General features: G+C 60.3%; 17 protein-coding genes and 2 pseudogenes. 14 read left to right on the top strand and 5 right to left on the bottom strand.

Annotated features, from left to right (window positions below; genetic code table 11):
• The first annotated feature begins 901 nt into the window (after positions 1–901).
• A complete protein-coding gene (locus AB6803_RS29095; RefSeq protein WP_371112138.1) occupies positions 902–1486 on the top strand; it encodes a hypothetical protein in 585 nt (194 codons plus the stop codon).
• 356 nt (positions 1487–1842) lie between these two features.
• On the opposite strand, the pseudogene AB6803_RS29090 reads toward AB6803_RS29095, so the two are convergent.
• Positions 1843–2075, bottom strand: a pseudogene (locus tag AB6803_RS29090) (IS110 family transposase); the annotation flags it as partial.
• A gap of 189 nt (positions 2076–2264) precedes the next feature.
• On the opposite strand from AB6803_RS29090, the gene AB6803_RS29085 reads away from it, so the two are divergent.
• From AB6803_RS29085 to AB6803_RS29045, 9 genes are all read left to right on the top strand, one after another.
• Complete coding sequence (locus tag AB6803_RS29085; protein WP_371112137.1) at positions 2265–3464, top strand: M20 aminoacylase family protein; 1200 nt, start codon at positions 2265–2267, stop codon at positions 3462–3464.
• Between the two features lie 196 nt (positions 3465–3660).
• On the top strand, positions 3661–5295 hold the full coding sequence (locus tag AB6803_RS29080; protein WP_012649457.1) for a TIGR04028 family ABC transporter substrate-binding protein: 1635 nt from the start codon (positions 3661–3663) through the stop codon (positions 5293–5295).
• Between the two features lie 60 nt (positions 5296–5355).
• Positions 5356–6300: an ABC transporter permease gene (locus AB6803_RS29075; RefSeq protein WP_034522609.1), complete on the top strand. Its 945-nt coding sequence runs from the start codon at positions 5356–5358 to the stop codon at positions 6298–6300.
• Positions 6297–7211, top strand: coding sequence for an ABC transporter permease (locus AB6803_RS29070; RefSeq protein WP_034522272.1), 915 nt, complete (start codon positions 6297–6299; stop codon positions 7209–7211). Before AB6803_RS29075 ends, AB6803_RS29070 begins: the two co-directional genes overlap by 4 nt.
• A complete protein-coding gene (locus AB6803_RS29065; protein ID WP_034522271.1) occupies positions 7208–8890 on the top strand; it encodes an ABC transporter ATP-binding protein in 1683 nt (560 codons plus the stop codon). The genes AB6803_RS29070 and AB6803_RS29065 overlap by 4 nt, the downstream gene beginning before the upstream one ends.
• A gap of 4 nt (positions 8891–8894) precedes the next feature.
• On the top strand, positions 8895–9944 hold the full coding sequence (locus AB6803_RS29060; RefSeq protein WP_042471032.1) for a putative FMN-dependent luciferase-like monooxygenase: 1050 nt from the start codon (positions 8895–8897) through the stop codon (positions 9942–9944).
• 30 nt (positions 9945–9974) lie between these two features.
• The gene (locus tag AB6803_RS29055; RefSeq protein ID WP_012649462.1) at positions 9975–10583 is read left to right on the top strand and encodes a CMD domain protein; all 609 of its coding nucleotides are present in this window, start codon (positions 9975–9977) and stop codon (positions 10581–10583) included.
• Between the two features lie 22 nt (positions 10584–10605).
• Positions 10606–11208, top strand: a complete 603-nt coding sequence (locus AB6803_RS29050) for an alkylhydroperoxidase domain protein (protein ID WP_007690479.1) — start codon at positions 10606–10608, stop codon at positions 11206–11208.
• 200 nt (positions 11209–11408) lie between these two features.
• Positions 11409–13013, top strand: coding sequence for an ABC transporter substrate-binding protein (locus AB6803_RS29045; RefSeq protein ID WP_034522269.1), 1605 nt, complete (start codon positions 11409–11411; stop codon positions 13011–13013).
• A gap of 57 nt (positions 13014–13070) precedes the next feature.
• On the opposite strand, the gene AB6803_RS29040 is transcribed toward AB6803_RS29045, so the two are convergent.
• The 4 genes and pseudogenes from AB6803_RS29040 to AB6803_RS29025 form a co-directional block, all read right to left on the bottom strand.
• On the bottom strand, positions 13071–14294 hold the full coding sequence (locus AB6803_RS29040) for a monooxygenase (protein WP_034522268.1): 1224 nt from the start codon (positions 14292–14294) through the stop codon (positions 13071–13073).
• A 45-nt stretch (positions 14295–14339) separates the two neighbouring features.
• Positions 14340–14670: pseudogene (locus AB6803_RS29035) on the bottom strand (ABC transporter substrate-binding protein); the annotation flags it as partial.
• An 11-nt stretch (positions 14671–14681) separates the two neighbouring features.
• Positions 14682–15860 carry an LLM class flavin-dependent oxidoreductase gene (locus tag AB6803_RS29030; protein WP_007690473.1) on the bottom strand — a complete coding sequence of 393 codons (1179 nt, stop codon included), beginning with the start codon at positions 15858–15860 and terminating at the stop codon, positions 14682–14684.
• Between the two features lie 34 nt (positions 15861–15894).
• Positions 15895–16044 (bottom strand): hypothetical protein, encoded by a 150-nt coding sequence (locus tag AB6803_RS29025; protein WP_007690472.1) that lies wholly within the window; start codon positions 16042–16044, stop codon positions 15895–15897.
• Positions 16045–16333: 289 nt separating this feature from the next.
• Between AB6803_RS29025 and AB6803_RS29020 the strand changes: the two genes are divergently transcribed.
• From AB6803_RS29020 to AB6803_RS29005, 4 genes are read left to right on the top strand one after another with little or no spacing between them, the layout of a single operon-like run.
• A complete protein-coding gene (locus AB6803_RS29020) occupies positions 16334–17323 on the top strand; it encodes an ABC transporter permease (RefSeq protein ID WP_007690471.1) in 990 nt (329 codons plus the stop codon).
• Positions 17320–18321, top strand: a complete 1002-nt coding sequence (locus AB6803_RS29015) for an ABC transporter permease (protein WP_371112136.1) — start codon at positions 17320–17322, stop codon at positions 18319–18321. Before AB6803_RS29020 ends, AB6803_RS29015 begins: the two co-directional genes overlap by 4 nt.
• Before the next feature lies 1 nt (position 18322).
• A complete protein-coding gene (locus tag AB6803_RS29010) occupies positions 18323–19318 on the top strand; it encodes an ABC transporter ATP-binding protein (RefSeq protein WP_065707417.1) in 996 nt (331 codons plus the stop codon).
• Positions 19296–20231, top strand: a complete 936-nt coding sequence (locus AB6803_RS29005) for an ABC transporter ATP-binding protein (protein WP_007690468.1) — start codon at positions 19296–19298, stop codon at positions 20229–20231. Before AB6803_RS29010 ends, AB6803_RS29005 begins: the two co-directional genes overlap by 23 nt.
• The last annotated feature ends 5 nt before the right edge of the window (positions 20232–20236 follow it).

The raw sequence follows: 20236 nt of genomic DNA, 5'->3' as shown, positions 1-20236 counted from the left end.
ATGGCAATCTCCTTTTCTGGAGATTGAATCACACACCAGCACCAACATGAACCCCGTTATGGGGACACGGCCTAGAAAATTGACTAATTCCTGAGACCGCAATCGCCTATATCGGAAGGCCCGCTTTTCCCAACGCCTCGACATAGCTACTCTGATTGTCCTACCGCCCGAACGGTGGCAATCCATCTCAAGGTTCGCATGTAAGGCTGAAATGTGATCCGCATGTGGTGGGCACGCTTGCAGGCGAACGCTGACGCAACGGCCACCCGCCTATGTGGTGCTGAAGGAAGTGTCAGCGCAGCATAAATTTGAAGCTGTCCCATCCGCTAAGACATACGGTCCGTGGTAGGCTTCGTCTCAGTGCGGTGCAACCGAATTGCCGTCGCATCCATCGGCGGCTACTGCCGCCGCAGACAATAGCTTGGATGAAATTGTGCTCCAATCACATCTGGAGGGTGCAGTACCGGCATCCATAAAGGTCTCCAACGCCATGACTGGCTATGTGATGATCTACGGTACGCCGGGGCAGCTGGTAGGAGATATTAGACCTCCAGACGTCCCTTGGGTGATAGAGACTCAAATTCTGCCTAAGCCGGGGGAGATACTAGGTGTTCCCCAGGATTGGAGCGATGCCGTGTGCATCGTTTCCGTGACGGTTCGAACACAGTTGAAGTTGTAGAGCGCCTACAGATGACAATCGAGCAGATTTCTTCGCAGCTCACTTCAGCATATCGCTGACGGTAACCTTATTGAATGAGGCCATTAGCCTTGACGAGGAAATCAGGCGATTGAGACGGCAATTGGCCCAAAAGCTGCATTTGCAGAATGCTCAGCTTAGGACGCTGCTTCAGCGCTTCGACGTATCGTAAGCTTGCCTGACAATTGCAAAGATCGGACACATATGAAAACACAGCAGCGAACCTTCGTCGTCGAATTCAAATCGACGCGCCGGCGGTCAACTATGAAGCAAGATGCGATTTGGGGCAGCACTGATCTCAAGGCCCTTGCGCGTGAGGCGCAAGCGGAAGCGCCGCATCTGTTCGAGCCCAACATGGTTTCACCGACTGAGGGCCAAGATCGCGTGATGTCATCGGATTCAGAACCGACAACTCATCGCGACGACAGGTTTGAGACCGTCGACGACAAAAGGATTTCGGCTTCATTGGCCGAGACGGAACAAACTTATCCGCCGCAGCAAAACGATGTTGCAGCGTTCAGTCCGGTTTCGGAATCGAAAGAGAACCTTCCCGAGCTGGGACATCCGAGAACATCGCGGCGCCGTCGCGAAGCGCGTGTCGTTGATCGTGCCAGCGGTGTGAAAAGTGCCGCCCTCGTGCGATCAGCCGCCACTCATGTCGAAATACCTTCCGATGAGTTAGTCGCACTCGAGGAAGAGAATCGACGGTTGCAGGGCTTGCTGGCAGAACATCTGCGTCAACAGAACGTTCAGCTTCGAAAGATGCTTGAGCGGTTTGGCGGCATTTGAGATCTCTTCCAAATTAGTCGTCCGACTTACATATTGATGGTTCGAATCCCATCACATCAGGTCTTTTGTCAATTGTTCATCCTAGTGGCATCGAATTTCTCCTTTGTCGGCGGATCCACGGTCTGAGCCCATAGCAATTACGGGCCCGTTCGCGGGCCTGTACAACCTCACATTCGGTCGCCGTGCATAGCGGCTGCACCATTTCCCGCTTTCGACTGGCGTAGGCTCAGGAGAACGGGGCCAAACTGAAGATCGGCGTCTAAAGCCAACGGGATTCCCGGTCCGTTCACCTGGATCCGTCAGGGCTGATCACGCCCTGAGGATGAGCAGTATTCCGTGTTCGATGGTTGCTTGATTCAGGCAGTTTTCATGATCGCCCCTCGATTACGACGCCGGAAGTCACATACTGCCAGAGAGCAACCAGCAATTTGCGAGCTAGAGCTACGATCATAGGGGTTTTAAGGCGGCCGCTTTTGCGTGCGATGCGCTCCTTCAACCAGCCGGTCAGCGCCGAGCTCGGTTGATGGCGGAGCCATAGCCAGGTGAGCTCGACCATTGTCGCTCGCAGGCGCGCGCAATCGCCGCGACTTTCGCTCGGCGCGAGACACCGATCTCCACCGGCTTACCTCATGCTCCCCTTATATCACGATTGCTAGAGCCCCGTCGCGTTCGCGATCAATTAATCTACTATTATATATACTACTTACATATGCGATGTTTTAGTAGCGATCGCCGGTCGTTCCGATCTGGAGCCGAACTCCCGTTCTGAGATGCTTCCATGACCCAATCGAATATTGCAGCCAACGATGCTCCTGTTCCAAAGATCATAGACCGTATTGCGAGCTATGTCCCTGAACTCGTTGCGATCCGTCAAGACATTCATACGCATCCGGAGATCGGGTTCGAGGAGGTCAGGACCTCCGGCATCGTCGGCGACAAGCTGGCGTTCTGGGGCATCGAAGTTCATCGCGGTATCGGCAAGACCGGTGTCGTCGGGCGTCTGGTCGGACGGCATCCGGTCAATCGGTCGGTGGGGCTCAGAGCCGACATGGATGCGCTGCCGATGCCGGAAGAAACAGGTCTGCCCTATGCTTCCATCTATCCGAACCGCTTTCACGGCTGCGGTCACGACGCCCATACCGCCATTCTTCTCGGCACCGCGCGTTATCTTGCCGAGACCCGCGATTTCGCCGGCACCGTCATCTTCATCTTTCAGCCGGAGGAGGGCCTGGGCGGTGCCCGTGCGATGATAGCCGACGGGCTGTTCGATCGTTTTCCCGTTGACGAGATCTATGGGCTCCACAATGCAACCTTTCTGGCGCCGGATCATCTGCATGTGACGGCTGGAACGGTACTCGCCGGTGCCGACTTCTTCGACGCGACGTTCAAGGGCAAGGGCGCGCATGGTGCTCATCCGGATGCCGGGCGTGATCCGATCGCGGCGATCACTGAGCTTGTCCAGGCGCTTCAGACCATCGTCAGCCGCAACGTCCCGCCGACCGAGCCCGCGGTTTTGTCGGTCACCAAGATAGGGGCTGGCTCGGCCTATAACGTGATCCCGGAGACGGCGAGCGTCGGCGGGACGATCCGCGCCTTTTCCGATGGGGTCAGAGAGCTGATCCGCTCCCGGCTCACGACCATCGCCCGGAATGTTGCGGCCGCCCATGATCTCACGGCCGAAATCGATATCCGCGATATTTTCTCTGTCCTGACCAACCATGCCGAACATGTCGATATCGTCGCCGACATCGGGCGCGAGGTTCTGGGGCCGACACGGGTTTCGACAGCGCCGAAGCGGGCGATGGGCAGCGAGGATTTCGCGGACTTTTTGTTGCACGCGCCCGGAGCCTTCTTCACGCTCGGCCATTCCGGCACTGTTCCGGCCCACAATCCCGGCTTCATCGTCGACGACGCCATCCTGCCGGTCGGCGCGACATTGTTCGCCCGCCTCGTGGAGAGCAGGCTCAAGGCTGCGTGAAAGCTCCGAGCGGACCAACGATGCGTGCTGCGTAATGCAGCCTCCAATTGCCCTGAACGGGAATTGCCCGAGGCCGGGACAGGCTGAAGGTTCATTCTCCACAGCAACCCAAATATAGCATAGTAATTCCATAAACAATATTGATTGAGCCGGCCGGTGCGATACCCTCTCGATACATTCCAGTTCGAGGCATCAGATGACAATCGCACGTAATTTGAAGACATTGACGCTCTTGGGGTTCGTCTCATTGGCGCTTCCCCAAGCCGCCTTCTCGGCCGAGGACAATAAGCCGGTCCAGGGTGGGACGCTGATCTATCTGGAGCAGCAAGCCCACACGAATCTTTATCCGCCGGCCGGAGGCTTCTATCCGAACGGTGGTATCCTGAACCAGATCACCGACAAGCTGACCTATCAAAACCCCAAGACGCTGCAGGTCGAGCCGTGGATCGCCGAGTCCTGGGTCGTCAATGACAGCGCGACGGAATATACCTTCAAGATCCGCAAGGGCGTCACCTTTTCCGATGGCACGCCGCTTGACGCCAGCGCCGTCGCCAAGAATTACGATACCTTCGGCCTCGGCAACAAGGAGCTGAAGCAACCGGCTTCCGAAGTCATCAACAACTACGATCACAGCGAAGTCGTCGACCCCTACACCGTGAAGTTCTATTTCAAGAAGTCGTCACCCGGCTTCCTGCAGGGCACGTCCGTGATCGGCTCCGGCCTTGTTTCGTTGAAGACGCTGGCGCTGCCTTTCGATCAGCTCGGCGACGCGACGAAGATCATCGGTTCCGGCCCCTTCGTCGTCGAAAGCGAGACGCTCGGCAAGCAGCTCGCGCTGAAGGCTCGTACGGATTACAATTGGGGGCCAGCCAAGCTCGAACATCAGGGCAGGGCCTATCTCGACGGCATTAAATACATCATCACTGGCGAGGATAGTGTTCGCATCGGCGCGCTGCTGTCCGGCCAGGCCGACTTCATCCGCCAGCTCCAGGCCTATGACGAAAAGCAGGTGAGCGACCAGAGTTTCGCGATCTATGCCGCGCCGACGCGCGGCGTGAACGACAGTGTCGCCTTCCGACCGGACAATCCGTTCGTCGCCGACATCAAGGTCCGCCAAGCGTTGCTGCATGCCACGGATAACAAGGAGATCGTCGAAACGCTGTTTTCGGCGAATTATCCGCAGGCAAAGTCGATCATTTCGTCGGCCGCCGCCGGCTATGAGGATCTGTCCTCGAAGCTCACCTATAATCCGGCGCTTGCCGAAAAGCTCCTCGACGAAGCCGGCTGGACCAAGGGGTCGGGTGGCGTGCGGCAGAAGGATGGCAAGCCGCTGGCACTCGCCGTCTATGAATCCCTGCCGCAGCCGCAGAACAAGGCGGTGCTCCAGCTCGTCGCGCAGCAATGGGCCAAGATCGGCGTCAAGCTGCAGGTGCTTGCCGGCACCTCCGGCAATGTGGTGACCGACACTGTCGATCCGACAAAGACGCCGCTCGTCGTCGCCGAAGTCGGTCGCGCCGATCCGGATGTCATCAAGAGCCAGTTCTATCCGAAAAACCGCGACGCGCTGTTGCAGAAGGGCGGGCTCAATTCGAAGGCTACCTTCTTTGACGAAGAGCTGAACGGCATCCTCGAGACCGTCGCCTCTGAGACGGACAGCAGCAAGCGGCTGGCAGCCGCCAAGGCAGCACAGGAATATCTGCTGGATCAGGCCTATGTCATTCCCTTCTTCGAGGAACCGCAGGTGTTTGCCGGCGCCCCCTATGTGAAGGGGATCGCTTTTGAGGCCGTCGGCCGGCCGGCATTCTACAGCACCTGGCTCGCCGAGCATTGATGATGGCGTTAGGCCCGGCATTTCGCCGGGCCGACGTCTGTTGAAGGCATGGTAATCGGCATGACAAGATACATACTATCGAGGATTGGACAGTCCCTGCTCGTTCTCTGGGCGGCGTTCACCGTATCCTTCGTGCTGCTCCAGTCGATGCCGGGCGATGCGGTGCTCATCAAATTCCAGAGCCCGGACTATGGGCTCAGCCCAGAACAGCTTGCCGATATCAGGGCTGCCTATGGCGCCGATGGATCGATCCTGCAGCAATATCTCCATACGATCTGGAATTTCCTCACCGGTCATTTCGGCTATTCATTACAAGCAGGCGTTGCCGTCAGCACTCTGGTCGCCACCAATCTGCCGTCGACGCTGTTGCTTGCAGGCTTCGGCTTCCTGGTCGCCGCCATTCTGGCCGTCCTCATCGCCGTATTGTCCAATCTCCCAGGGCTTGCCTGGCTACGCGGTGCCATCCAGTCGCTGCCTTCGCTTTTCATTTCCGTGCCGACCTTCTGGCTCGGCATTATGTTCATTCAGATATTCTCGTTTCGGTTCCGGCTGGTCCCGGTGATCAATCCGGGACCCTGGGAAGGACTGGTCCTGCCGATCCTCACGGTGGCCGTGCCGATTTCCGCGCCGCTTGCGCAGATCCTGTTGAAGAATATCGACGAGGTCCTGACGCGCCCCTTCGTGCCGGTGGCGCGCGCCAAGGGTCTTTCGCATATGCAGGTTCTCTGGCGGCATGTCGCCAAAAACACGCTCCTGCCGGTTCTGACGGTTGCGGGATTGTTGTTAGGACAGTTGATCGCAAGCGCAGTCGTCACCGAAACGGTCTTCGGCCTGAACGGTATCGGCGGGCTGACGAAACAGGCGGTGGATAGCCAGGACGTTGCCGTGCTGCAAGCGATCGTCGTCATCGCGGCGACAGCCTTCGTCACCATCAATCTCGTCGTCGATCTGCTCTATCCGATCCTCGACCCACGCCTCAAGGCGAAGCTGGGAACGACGCGATGACGATCTTCGAAACCGCTGAACGTCATCATAATACCGACGCTGCTGATCCGATTGACAGCGCGCAGGTCACGCCGCTGGACGGCGGTGAAGGGCAGGCCGAGGCGCGCCGCTTCTCGCTGCGCATTCAACCCGGCCTCGTTCTCGCTTGCCTGGTGTTTGCGCTGGTCGTGCTATGGGCGATCTTGCCTGGCGTTTTCACGGTCTATGATCCGGTGCAGGGACTGCCCGGGCAGCATCTGCGGCCGCCGAGCGCTACGCATCTCCTCGGCACAGATTCACTGGGCCGCGACCTCTATGCCCGTATCGTCTATGGATCGGTGCATTCGCTGTCAGGGGCGCTTGCCGCCGTCTGCATCGCTCTTGTCGTCGGAACGGCGCTGGGTGTTCTCGCCGGCTCGCTTGGCGGAAGGCTGGAGACGGCCATCATGCGGCTGGTGGATGTCATGCTGTCGATTCCGGACCTGCTGCTGTCGCTCAGCATCATCGTCCTGCTCGGCTTCGGCACGGTCAATGCGGCAATCGCAGTCGGCATCACCCTGATTGCGAAGTTCGCGCGGCTGGTGCGCTCGGAAGTCGTCACCGTGCGGCGAAGCGACTATGTCGAAGCCGCGTTCGGCAGCGGCGGCACTTTCTTCAAGGTGCTGTGGCGCCATATCCTGCCGAACTCGCTGACCTCGGTCATCGCTTTTGCCGCACTTCAGGCCGGCTGGGCTATTCTTCAGCTCTCGACACTCGGCTTTCTCGGCTATGGCGCGCCGCCGCCGACGCCGGAATGGGGTCTGCTGATTGCGGAGGGACGCAATTACATCGCGACCGCCTGGTGGCTGACAGCTGCCCCCGGCATCGTCGTCGTCCTGGTCGTGATCTCCATCAACCGCATCAGCCGGGCAATCGGGAGTGTCAATCGATGATGATTTCCGCAGGGAGCACATTAGGTGAAGCGGCCGTACCCGTTCTGGACGTCTCCGGCCTAACGATCGCCTATCGTGACCGGAGCGGGTCACGTCCGGCCGTTCACGGCATCGATTTCAAGGTGAATGCCGGGGAAGTCGTGGCGCTGGTGGGCGAATCCGGCTCCGGCAAGAGCTCGACAGCCCAGGCGCTGATCGGCCTGCTACCCGAGGGCGGCCTTCTGCAGCAGGGTAGCATCCGGTTGAATGGCCAGGATATTGCTGGCTGGCCGCAAAAGCGGCTGGACGGCATTCGCGGGTCGGTCATCAGCCTCGTTCCGCAGGATCCGGGTAATTCCCTCAATCCGGTGCGGACGATTGGCGATCAGGTTGCCGAGATCCTTATCATTCATGGCAGGGCGTCCGGGGCTGCCGCCTATCTTCAAGCGATTGAGTTGCTGGAGCGCGTTGGCCTCAACCAGCCGCGACTTCGCGCGAAACAATATCCGCACGAGCTGTCTGGCGGCATGCGGCAGCGGGTGCTGATCGCTATCGCTATCGCGCTGAAGCCTTCGCTGATCATCGCCGACGAGCCGACAAGCGCGCTCGACGTCACCGTGCAGAAACACATCCTCGATCTGATCGATGACCTGCGCCGGGAATATGGCACGGCCATCCTGCTGGTGACGCACGATCTTGGCGTTGCCGCCGACCGATCAGACCGGCTCGTCGTCTTGCAGCATGGCCGCATTCAGGAGCAAGGGCGTACTGCCGATATCGTCCGAAATCCGCAGAGCGCCTATACGCGTCGCCTGCTTGCCGATGCGCCGTCCCTGAACGCGCGTGTGCCCCGCGCCGCGCGCCCGGACACGACGGCGTCCAAGCCGGCTGACGACATCATTGTCGTCGACGGGCTGGTTCAGGATTTTGGTCCCGGCGGCAAAGGGGGCAGTTTTAGGGCCGTCGACGGTCTGTCCTTCCGCGTCAGACGCGGCACCACGCATGCGATCGTCGGCGAATCCGGCTCCGGCAAGACGACCGCCATACGCATCGTCTCCGCCTTTCAGAGGCCGACAGCCGGCAAGGTCTTCATCAACGGGCTCGACCTGTCGTCGCTGCGCGGCGAGACGCTGCGGCTTTTCCGCAAGAAGATCCAGCTAGTCTACCAGAATCCCTTCAGCTCGCTTGATCCGCGCCAGACGATTGCGAAGATCGTCGAGGAGCCATTGCTGAATTTCGAGCGGCTGCCGCAGGCTGATCGACTGGCAAGGGTGACTGCGACGATCGAAAAGGTCGGCCTTCCCGCCGATGTCCTGCAACGGCGGCCGCATGCGCTTTCGGGCGGACAGCGCCAACGTGTCGCGATTGCCCGCGCGCTGGTGCTCGACCCGGAAATTCTCGTTCTGGACGAGGCGGTCTCCGCGCTCGATGTGACCGTTCAGGCACAGATCCTGTCGCTTCTCGACGAGCTTCAGCGCGAGCTCGGCCTGACCTACCTGTTCGTCTCGCATGATCTTGCCGTGGTCCGGCAGATCTCCGACACGGTCTCCGTCCTCAACGATGGCAAGCTGGTTGAGGGCGGCCCGATTGACGACGTCTTCGGTAATCCACAGAACGCCTATACGCGCGAGCTGATCGATGCCGTTCCGGGTAAGAAATTTCCACGGCTTCTCGAGCCCACCCACAGCAATGCAGGATGATCCCATGAGCACGCCAGCGTCACCGAAAAGATTGGGTTTCTTCAGCCGTGTCCTCGACCAGGTGGATGTGGCGACCCGCTATAGGCTTGTCAGCGAGCAGATCATCCATGCCGAGGCGCAGGGCTTCGATAGCGCCTGGGTGGCGCAACACCATTTCAATGGCGAGGAGGGCGGTTTGCCGTCTCCTCTGGTTTTTCTGGCGGGACTGGCCTCGCGAACGTCGCGCATCCGTCTTGGAACGGGCGTCATCACCTTGCCGATGGAAGACGCGGTGCGTGTCGCCGAGGATACTGCCGTGCTCGATATTCTACTCGATGGACGGCTGGAGGTCGGTGTCGGCACCGGCGGCACGCCGCAAGCCTTCCTGCCATTCGGTCTTGAGAGTGCCGATCGCGGGCTGATCTACGGTCAGCATCTGACATTGGTTCGCGACGCATGGGCCGGCGGGGAACTTGCCGGTGGCAATCGCCTCTATCCCACAGCGCCGCATCTGCGCGACCGGGTCTGGCAGGCGACCTTCTCCGTCGGCGGTGGCGAACGCGCCGGCCTTGCCGGTGACGGATTGATGCTGTCGCGCACGCAACCACGGCCGCCGGAGACGCCGGATGCCGAACTCTGGGATTTGCAGAATCCGATCATCGACGCCTATCTCGCCGCACTGCCGGACGGGCGCAGCCCACGCATTCTCGGCTCCCGCAGCCTCTTCGTGGCCGATAGCCGGAAGCAGGCCCTGCATTTTGCCGAAATCGGCTTGAGGCGCAGCGTCGAGCGCTTTACCGCGAGCGGTTTCACGATCCGGGGCGAGACCACGACCGATCTGATCAAGGCCTTCGATGTCCATGTCGGCACGCCGGAGGATGTCATCGCATCGCTTCAGGTCGATACCGCGCTTGCGCGGGTAACCGACCTCGTCTTCCAGGTTCATTCCGTCGATCCGCCGCATGAGCATATTCTCCGATCCTTGGAGCTTATCGCCGCCCAGGTGGCGCCCGCCCTTGGCTGGACGCCGCGGGCGCCGGCCTTAAGTGAACGCCGTTTCGCGACCAAAGCCTGAAAACCGACATTTGAAGAGAAGGCTACGACCATGACTTCGCCGATCACTGACGTCATCGATCTTCTGGTGGGAATTACCGCCGGATCCCCGCTGGATCGCCTCCGTGCCGAAAGGCCGGAAACCCGCCTTAACGCGCAGAAGAGCTATCAGGCACTGTTTGAACCGGCCCATCAAGGCGATGTTACGCAAGACGAGCGGCTTGCTATTGCCGTCTTCGTTGCGGACCTGCACGCGGCGACCGATATCAGCGGCTTCTATGCCTCCGGCCTGACGGATAAGGCGCTAGCCACAGCCGTTGGAGCCGAGGTGGAAAAAGGCCGCACCCACGGGCCATATGGTCGCTATCCGGCCGGCCCGCTTTCCAGCGAGGATCGCGCCGGTCTTGTCTATGAGGTGTCCGGCGATAGTCGCAATGCTCTTGGGCCGAAACTCGCCGCGGCGCTGGAACACAGCCATCTTCTCGTTTTCCGCCCGCGTGAGTCCAATGCCGGAGCCTTGCAGAAACTGCTGGATGCGGGCTGGACGACGACGGGTGTCGTCACGCTATCGCAGATCGTCGCCTTTCTGGCGTTCCAAATCAGGGTTGTCACCGGACTAAAGGCTTTGGCGACCGCCACCGCGCAGTCCCTGTCAGCTTAGCCGAACAGAAGGTAAATCCGTTATGACAGATACCGTCATTCATCCCGAGATCGAAAACCGTCCGAATGTCTTTACCCAAGCCGAAATCGGCTGGACGCCCTGGCTGGAGCCGCTTGTCGAAGGCGATCTGACCGAGCGCCATTGGGCGGGGCTTGTCGATGCATCTCGTTCAAAATCGCCCTATTTCATGCTGCTCGCGCGGGATCCCGAGATCCTGCAGGCGCGCACGAAAACGGACAAGGATATTTTCTACAATGTCGCGGCAGGCCTGCCGCGCGCCGACCGCGAGCTCGCCGCGACGGCGGCCTCGCGCACCAATGGCTGCATCTTCTGCGCCTCCGTGCATTCCCGCTTTGCTTCCCATCATTCGAAGCGAACGGAGGACGTCCAACGCCTGCTGGATGAGGGAACGGAAACCGATCTCGGCAGCCGGTGGAATGCGCTTGTCTCGGCCTCGTCGACCTTGAGCGAAACGCCTGCGGAGTTCGGCACGGCGGACATTGGCAAGCTGCGTGACGAAGGCTTGAGCGATCTCGAAATCGCCGATCTCATCCACGCGTCGGCCTTCTTCAATTGGGCAAACCGGCTAATGTTGTCGCTTGGAGAGCCGACGCCCGCAAAGTAACGGCTCGCCAGGTTTGCCTATCTCAAACGTCGGGTGTGATAGGTACCTGCCAAAGGGCTGTGGCTCTTCGAAGAAGCATGGCTTTCCATCGTCAGTAGAAATTCTGCCTTCCAATTATGACGCGCGAACGGGATCATCTCCATGCGGGGTGGGGCCCCGTTCGCGGCTTTGGCCGCTCTGACTTTTTCGGAGCAGAAGGCATGACCATCAATCGTCGTCAGTTCAATCAACTCTTGCTGCTCAGTGGCGCAAGTCTGGCATTCACCGGCATTCCGGATATCGGCGAGGCGGCTGGGGAGCCGCCTGTCAGGGGCGGTACGCTCAATTGGGCCTATTATCCCGACCCGACATCGCTGATTGCCATCAACACGTCGTCCGGCACCGGGCAGGCGATCGGGCCGAAGATCAACGAAGGTCTGTTCGATTTCGACTATGATCTCAACCCAATACCTCTATTGGCGACCGAATGGTCGGTGAGCGAGGATGGCCTGCGTTACACCTTCAAGCTTCGCAAGGGTGTGAAGTGGCATGACGGGCAGGATTTCACCTCCGAGGACGTCAACTTCACGATTTTCCGCTTGCGGGAGGCACATCCACGCGGGCGCATCACCTATCAGAATGTGACAGCCGTCGAGACACCCGATCCATACACCGCGATCATCGTTCTGTCGAAACCGGCGCCTTACCTGATCTCCGCACTGAGCAGCTCGGAATCGCCTATCGTTCCAAAGCATGTCTATGAAAAATTCAAGCCGGAGCAACAGCCAAACCTCGCACAGACGATCGGCACGGGGCCGTTCATCCTGAAGGAATGGGTGCCGGGCAGCTATCTGATCTTCGACCGCAATCCCGATTATTGGGATGCGCCGAAGCCCTATCTCGACCGTGTCGTGCTGCGCGTCATCCTCGATCCTGCGGCCCGTGCTGCGGCACTCGAAACCGGCGAGATCGACATCGGCGCCAATCCGGTGCCGCTCTCGGATATTGAGCGGTTGAAGACGAATCCGAATCTCGTGGTGGACACGACCACCTATGCCTATTCCGGTCCGCAACAGCAGTTGTTCTTCAACTATGAGAACGAAATCCTGAACAAGCGCGAGGTAAGGCTGGCAATCGCGCATGCCATCGACCTGCAGAAGCTCGTCGATATCGCCCTTTATGGATATGGCCAGGTGTCGCCCAGCCCAATCAGCACGGCATTGCCCAAATGGTACGATCCGAGCATCAAGGCTAGAGAACCCGATCCGAAGCTTGCGGAAAAGCTGCTGGATGAGGCGGGCTATCCGCGTGGCGCTGCGGGCAAACGCTTCAAGCTGCGCCTCGCCTATAATTCCTTCCTGACGCCGGCCTATGCCGATTTCATCAAGCAATCGCTGGCCGTGATCGGCATCGACGCCGAAATCCTGAAGCTCGACCTCGCGACGTTCCTGAAGACGGTCTATACCGACCGTGCCTGGGATATCGCCATCGAATCCCTCTCCAACACCTTCGATCCGTCATTGGGCGTCCAGCGCGCCTATTGGTCGAAGAATTTCAAGATCGGCCTCGTCTTTTCCAATGCGAGCCACTATTCCAATCCAGAAGTGGATCGCCTGCTCGAAGCGGCGGCAACCGAGCCGGACGAGGGCAAGCGCCGGGCGCTCTGGTATCAGTTCCAGCACATCATCCACGAGGATGTCGTTTCCGTCGATCTGGTCGCGGCCGGCGCGCAGATCGTCGCCAACAAGAAAGTGCGAAACTTTGCGCCTGGCGCCCAGGGTATCAACAACAGCTTCGGGCAGATATGGCTCAGTCCAACTGCATGAAGCATCATTGATCCAGATGTTCGGGCCGCGGGGATTCCAATCCCGCGGCCCGAAGCGTCAGATCTGGCCGATCTTGTACTGCGCTGGCGGCGGCGTCCCGTTCACGGCGAAATCGCCGACGATGCGGTCGCGGTAAATGCGCGGATTGTGGGAGGAGATCGTTCTTGCGTTGCGCCAGTAACGGTCGAGGCCAAGGCCACGCTTGGTTGCCGAAGCGCCGAGCGCATCGAAGAGAAGCGTGGTGGCCTCGAGGATCAGGCTGGTGACGGCGTGAACCGATTGGTTGACCTCGATCTCGGCAATGGCGTTGGCGCGTTCGCTGATCGTTGGGTCGACATGGGAGCGCAATTCATATGCCCGCTGGAGCGCTTCGGCCGCCTTTTGGACGATCGTGCCCGCCGAATAGGCCGCGCCGCGCACCCGGCCGACGACCTGCAGGATCTGCGGGTCTTCGCTGACGCTTGAGGCATTGCCGTGGCTGTAGATGCGCTTGCGCTCGCTGACCAGCCGGGCAACATCGGTGGCGGCGGCGCGACCGATACCGGCGAGCGTGGCGAGATGCACAAGCTGGAAGAAGGCGGCGGAGTATTTGAACCGGCCGCCGGGAGGCGTCACCAGTTCAGCCTTGATGACCACATCGGAAAACAGCGCGGTGCCGCTTGCGGTCAGTGATTGCCCGAAGCCATCCCAATCATCGACGACGTCGACGCCTTGCGCCTGGCGGGGCACCAGCGCGCCGATCGGCTCGCCGTTTTCATCGTTGCCGCCGAGATTGATCCAGTCGGCAAATAGCGAACCGGTGGTGTAGTATTTCGCACCGTTTAACAGCCAATGATCGCCGTTGCGGGTCAGCTTGGTCGAAAATGAACCGACTTTCGCCTCTCCGACTTCAGAGAAGCCGCTGCCGATCAGTTCCCGAGCGGCTATCCGCCGGAGCCATTCGGAACGCCAGGCGACGACAGACGAATTCAGAACATCTTCGGTGAAGCCGAAATGCGAGCGAAGGGCATTCGTCACATTCGAGTCGGCCGCCGACAGTTCGATCAGGAGATTGAAAAGCTCCGGCAGCGTCGCAGCAAAGCCGCCGTCGTCAGCGGAGAGCCGCAGCGTGGTGAAACCGCTCTCCTTCAGCCAACCGATCTGCTCATGCGGAAGCTCGCGAACGAGGTCGCGTTCTATGGCCGAGGATCGAATGCGAGCGAAAACGGGCCTGAACCGCTCTGCCAATTCATCATAGCGCAGCGTTGGGCCTGCACCCCACGCCAAATCGATCTGCGTCATCGGTATTCACCCACCTGTTGATATGGTCGTTGTATCGAAATGCCCGATCTCGATGATGTCGACATCGGTATGGGCGAGCTCATTCAACGAAAGCGCTGAAACCAGCCCTTTCAACGCGGTTGCGCATGAAATCGACAATGCCTTCGGATCGTACGCGGATCGGCGGCAGGTTGGCGCCGTGGCGAAAAGACCAGCCGAGCGTGTGATCGAAATAACTCTGGCAGACGTCTCGATCCGGTGAATCGATGATGGAATTCAGCGTCACGCCGTCCTTGCGGAAGGTTTCTTCGAGATAGCCGAGTTGGGCTGCGAGGCCGACGGGTGTCGGGACGGGGCAGCGTGTGTACCAGATTTCGGAAATGGCATTGCTTGTCATGGTCGTGCCTTTCAGTTGCGCAGGCCCGCTTGCTTCATCAGCGGCAGGACATCGCTGCCAAAGAAGTCGAGGTCGTCGCGGAAATCGAAGAAGCTGAGTTGAAGGCCGTCGACACCGGCCGCCTTCAACTTGAGGAATTGATCGACCACCTGCTCCGGCGAGCCGATGACGCGGATATTGCCGCCGACGGAGCGGTAGGGATCCTGTGCGTCACGGCCTTTCCAGGCGTGGGCGTCGGAATTCAGCGATTGGAAACCCTGTGGTGAACGTTGGTCGGCATGTGCAACGATCTTGTCGGCCAGCGCCCAGGCTTCCTTCTCGGTCGGCCTACAGATGACCATAGGGTTGAGGAGGGTGCGGATGCTGCGCCCAACGCTGATTGCCGTATCCTTGACCCGCTTGGTATGAGCGGGCAGGGATTGCAATGCGCTGTCGATATCGGCGCCCGTCGGGCTGGTGATGAAGACGATATCCGAATAGCGGCCTGCAAAGGCGATCCCGGCATCGGAGCCGGTCGCGTTCACCAGGATCGGCCGGCCGTAATTCGGCTTCGGCGTCACGAAGCCGCCGCCGAGCTTCCAGCTGCTTTCTCCCTCATAGGAGAAATTCTCGGTATCGCTCCAGAGCCGCTGCAGGACTTCGAGAAATTCAGCCGCGAGGTCATAGCGCTTGTCGTGCTCGATCCGCGGCCATCCGAACATCTCATGCTCGACGGCGCGATGACCGGTGACGACGTTGATACCCCAGCGCCCGCCGGTGATGTGGTCGAGCGTCGCACCGAACTTGGCGAGATGCAGAGGATGCCAGGGGCCGTAGAGCACATGCATGGTGGAGATCAGCATGATCTTCTTCGTGAGGCCTGCGAGCGCCGCGATCGAAACGAAGCTGTCGAGCGCTTGCCCATCGAACACACCGCCATACCCGCCCTTCGGCAGCCATTGCGATAGGGCAAAGACAAGATCAAAGCCCAGCTCTTCCGCCCGCAGCGTCAGCGCCTTGTTGTAGTCGAAGCGCCAATCGGTCGAGCGTTCCAGCGTCGATTGCGTCCAGCCACCTGCCTGGATCGGTAAGAAGAGCCCGAGCAATACGGGCTGCTTGAGTGCCTGCGACAGCGGGCTTTCGGGAAAATCGGTCGGCGCGGCAAATTTCGGTAGCCCGACGAAGGAGCCCGGTTGATGTTGGATGGACATGGCGTCTTCCTGTTTTCTCGCGTTTCAGTGTCGGTCAGGCCGTCGCGACATAGGCATAGGCCAGGCTGCCGGCGATGCCTTCGCCGTCGGCGGTGGAAGCGGGCAGCCGTGCTGCCATAGTCGCGCCAAGGGTTGCCGTAGCCAGGAGGACGCTGCGGCGGGTGGGGGGAGGGAGTGGGGTCATAAGCGTCAAGCCTTCACATTGCGGGCTTGTGACCCTCGGGCCAGCCCCTGCTGATTTCACTTTCTGCGGAAGTTTCTTGCGGTAGAGCTTTTTACCTCGACAGACATACGTGTTGATATTTTGTGCTAGTAAATGCGTATATTTTGGATTTATGATGCGATGATGTCGCGGTTTCAGGATAGTCGAAGGAATTATTTGCTAAAGTAAATTTGACAAAATCCACAGATTTAGTCAACTATTATTGCAATGCCGCGAAGTGGTGGCGATAGCAGTTGCGAGGTGAAGCGCGGTGTCAGCCTATAGACGTATCGCACGAACAATCCGGCGGACGGTGATCCAGGCCGTGCCCACGATGCTCGGGATTGTCATTCTCAATTTCTTCCTGCTGAAGCTTGCGCCGGGCGACGCCGCCGATGTCATGGCAGCGGAAGCAGGCTCGGCGACGGTCGAATCCATGGCGGCTCTCCGGTCGCGTTTCGGTCTCGACAATCCTATCCTCGTGCAACTCGTGGACTACCTCAACAATCTCGCCCATTTCAGCCTCGGCTTCTCGCCGCGCTATGGCATGCCGGTCGCTGACCTGATCGGGCAGCGCCTGCCCGGCACGTTGATGCTGATGCTGGCGGCGCTGGCGATTGCGATCACCGTCGGCTTGATCCTGGGATCGCTGATGGCGACCTTCGCGGGGCGGATTCCGGACCGGCTGATATCGATCGTGTCGCTGCTGTTCTATTCCATTCCCGGATTTTGGATCGGCCTGATGCTGATCCTGTTTTTCTCCGTCAAGCTCGGCTGGCTGCCAAGCGGCGGCGACAGCACCATCGGCTCGCGGCTGACTGGCCTGCCGGCGCTGCTTGATCGTGCCCGCTACATGATCCTGCCGGCGACATCACTCTCGCTATTTTACCTGGCGATCTACGCGCGGCTGACGCGTGCCTCCATGCTTGAAGTCAAGTCGCAGGATTTCGTCCGCACGGCTCGTGCCAAGGGCGTTTCGCCATTTTTCGTGACGACGCGGCATGTGCTGCGCAATGCGCTGATCCCGATCACGACCATGGCCGGCATGCATTTCGGCGGCATGCTTGGCGGCGCCGTGGTTGTGGAGACGGTCTATAGCTGGCCGGGCCTTGGGCGCCTTGCCTTCGAGGCCGTCATGGCGCGCGATTTCAGCGTGCTGCTCGGGATACTGCTTCTCTCCTCGTTCCTCGTGATCGTCGCAAATGCGGCCGTCGATCTTCTGCAAGCCTGGCTCGACCCCAGGATCGGAGCAAGCCGATGAATACGTACAAGCTCAGACCCTATACCGGAGAGCCGATCGAACTCGTCGCAGCGACGACTGAGCCCGAACCTGTCGCCGAGCCGCGTCCAGTGGCGCGCTGGGCTCATATCCATGCGCCCGATGCGCGTATAGCCTCGGTTGGCAAGCAGCGATGGCGTGGGGCACGGCGGGAGGTGAAGGTCTTCCTCGCCAATCCCAACGCACTATTCGGCCTTGCCTTCCTGGCGGCAGTGGCGCTTGCGGCTCTGCTGGCACCGGTTTTTTATCCCGGCGACCCGATGGAGATGGTCTCGCGTCCCTTCCTTTGGCCGGGCCAGAATGGCGCCTATCCACTCGGCACCGATTCCATGGGCCGCGATGTGCTTGCCGGCATTCTGCACGGCGCGCGCGTATCGCTGCTGGTTGGCATAGCGGCGACCTTGCTCGGACTTGGCGCCGGCATCACGATCGGCGCGCTTGCCGGCTATTTCGGCGGGCTGGTCGACGACCTGCTTGTCAAACTCGTTGAGATCTTCCAGACCATACCAAGCTTTGTCCTGCTTGTGGTGCTGGTCGCGATCGCGCAGCCGACCACGACGACTGTTACGATCGCGATCGCTCTCGTCAGTTGGCCGACGGTCGCACGTCTGACGCGCGCGGAATTCCGTGCCATCCACGAGAAGGACTATGTGCTTGCCGCCCGCAGCCTCGGCTTCGGGCACGCTCGCATTATCTTCCGCGAAATCTTGCCGAACGCGCTGCCGCCGCTGATCGTTACCTCCTCGGTGATGGTCGCAAGCGCAATCCTGATGGAATCGGCGCTATCCTTCATGGGGCTCGGCGATCCGAACCAGGTCTCCTGGGGCTCGATGATCGGTTCAGGCCGCGATGTCATCCGCACCGCTTGGTATCTGACCGCTCTGCCAGGCCTTGCCATCGTCTTCACGGTTCTTGCGCTCAATCTGATCGGCGACGGCTTGAACGATGCGCTCAATCCCCGTTTTGCGGAGGAACGCTAAGATGCCGGCGCTTCTCGATGTTCGCGATTTCTCCGTCTGCTTTGCCGCCGCAGAGCCGGTAAAAGGCGTCAGCGTTTCCGTGACGCCGGGAGAGATGCTGGCGATCGTCGGCGAATCCGGTTCGGGCAAGTCTTTGACGGCGCTCGGGCTGATGGGCCTGCTGCCGCGCCAGGCGAAAGCCGGTGGCCAGATCCTTTTTGATGGTCAGGATCTCCTGACGCTGCCGGAAAAGGAACTGCGCCGTATTCGCGGCCGGGACATCGCCATGATCTTCCAGGAACCAATGACATCACTCAATCCGGTGCTGACGATCGGCGACCAGATTGTCGAAGTCTTGCGCATCCACGAGAATCTGAGCCGCAAGCAGGCGCGGGCGCGCGCCATCGAGCTGCTTGATCTCGTCAGCATTCCCGATGCCGCCCGTCGCGTTGACGATTATCCACATCAACTTTCCGGCGGCATGCGCCAGCGCGTGATGATCGCCATCGCCGTTGCCTGCGATCCGAAGCTTCTGATTGCCGACGAGGCGACGACCGCGCTCGACGTGACCATCCAGGCGCAGGTGCTGCAATTGCTCGACGATCTGCGCAGCAAATTGAAGATGGCGGTCATCCTCATTACGCATGACCTCGGTATTGTCGCCCAGTGGGCCGACCGCGTCGTCGTCATGTATGCGGGCCGCAAGGTCGAGGAAGGCTTGCCGGATGTGGTCTTCGAGACGCCCTACCATCCCTATACGCAGGGCTTGCTTGCCGCCTCGCCGAGGCTGAATGCCAATTACCATTATCGCGACGGGCGGCTGTCCGAAATTCCGGGTTCGGTCGTCTCCGCGGCGGGCGAAACGGGCTGTTCGTTCCGGCCGCGCTGTCCGGTGGCGCGAGCTTCATGCTCCTCTTCCGTCCCGCCGCTGCTCCATCTTCCGGCCGGTCGGCAGGTTGCCTGTCCCTTTGGTTCCTCGTTGACGGAGGCCGCACATGCCGTTGCTATCGGTCGATAGGCTTTCGACCCATTATTCAGCCAACGCCGGCACGGTTCGGGCAGTCGACGACGTCTCGCTGGAGATCGGCGAGGGCGAAACGGTGGCGCTCGTCGGCGAATCCGGCTGCGGCAAGTCGACGCTCGGCAAGTCGCTGATGCGGCTCGTCAATCCGTCGGCCGGCCGCGTCACCTTCAAGGGACGTGATGTCTCGGCCATGTCCGCGAAAGAGTTGCGATCCATCCGCCGTAACATCCAGATGATCTTCCAGGATCCGTTCGCCTCGCTCAACCCGCGCCAGACGATCCGCGCGATCCTGACGGCGCCGCTTGCCGTCCACGGGATCGGCGATCGCAAGCGCCGCGATCAGATCGCTGCGTCCATGGTCGAGCATGTCGGCCTGCCACCGGATGCGCTGGATCGCTATCCGCATGAATTTTCCGGCGGCCAGCGCCAGCGTATCGGTATCGCCCGAGCCTTGATCCTGCAGCCGGAGCTGGTAATCTGCGACGAGCCGGTATCGGCGCTTGATCTTTCGATCCAGGCGCAGATCCTCAATCTCCTCGTCGAGATGAAGACGGAGCTGTCGCTTTCCTACCTCTTCATCTCGCACGACCTTTCCGTCGTCCGGTATTTCGCCGACAGGGTTCTCGTCATGTATCTCGGCCGCATCGTCGAGAGCGCATCGACCAGCGCGCTTTGGACCGGCGCCAAGCATCCCTACACGCAGGCGCTGCTTGCCGCCGTGCCCGATCCTTCCCGGCGCAGGCAGGCGGCTCCGATCACCGGCGACCTGCCGAGCCCGCACAATCCGCCGTCGGGCTGTCGCTTCCACACACGCTGTCCGCTGGCGACCGACCTCTGTCGGGCCGAGGACCCCGCCTTACGTCAATTCCACGGCGACCATGCCGTCGCCTGTCATCACGCTCAATAGAATGG

Source organism: Rhizobium sp. RCC_161_2, assembly GCF_041355235.1.
Classification (GTDB): Bacteria; Pseudomonadota; Alphaproteobacteria; order Rhizobiales; family Rhizobiaceae; genus Rhizobium.
Note: the sequence above shows the minus strand (reverse complement) of the source record. Positions and strands in the feature narration are given on the sequence as shown.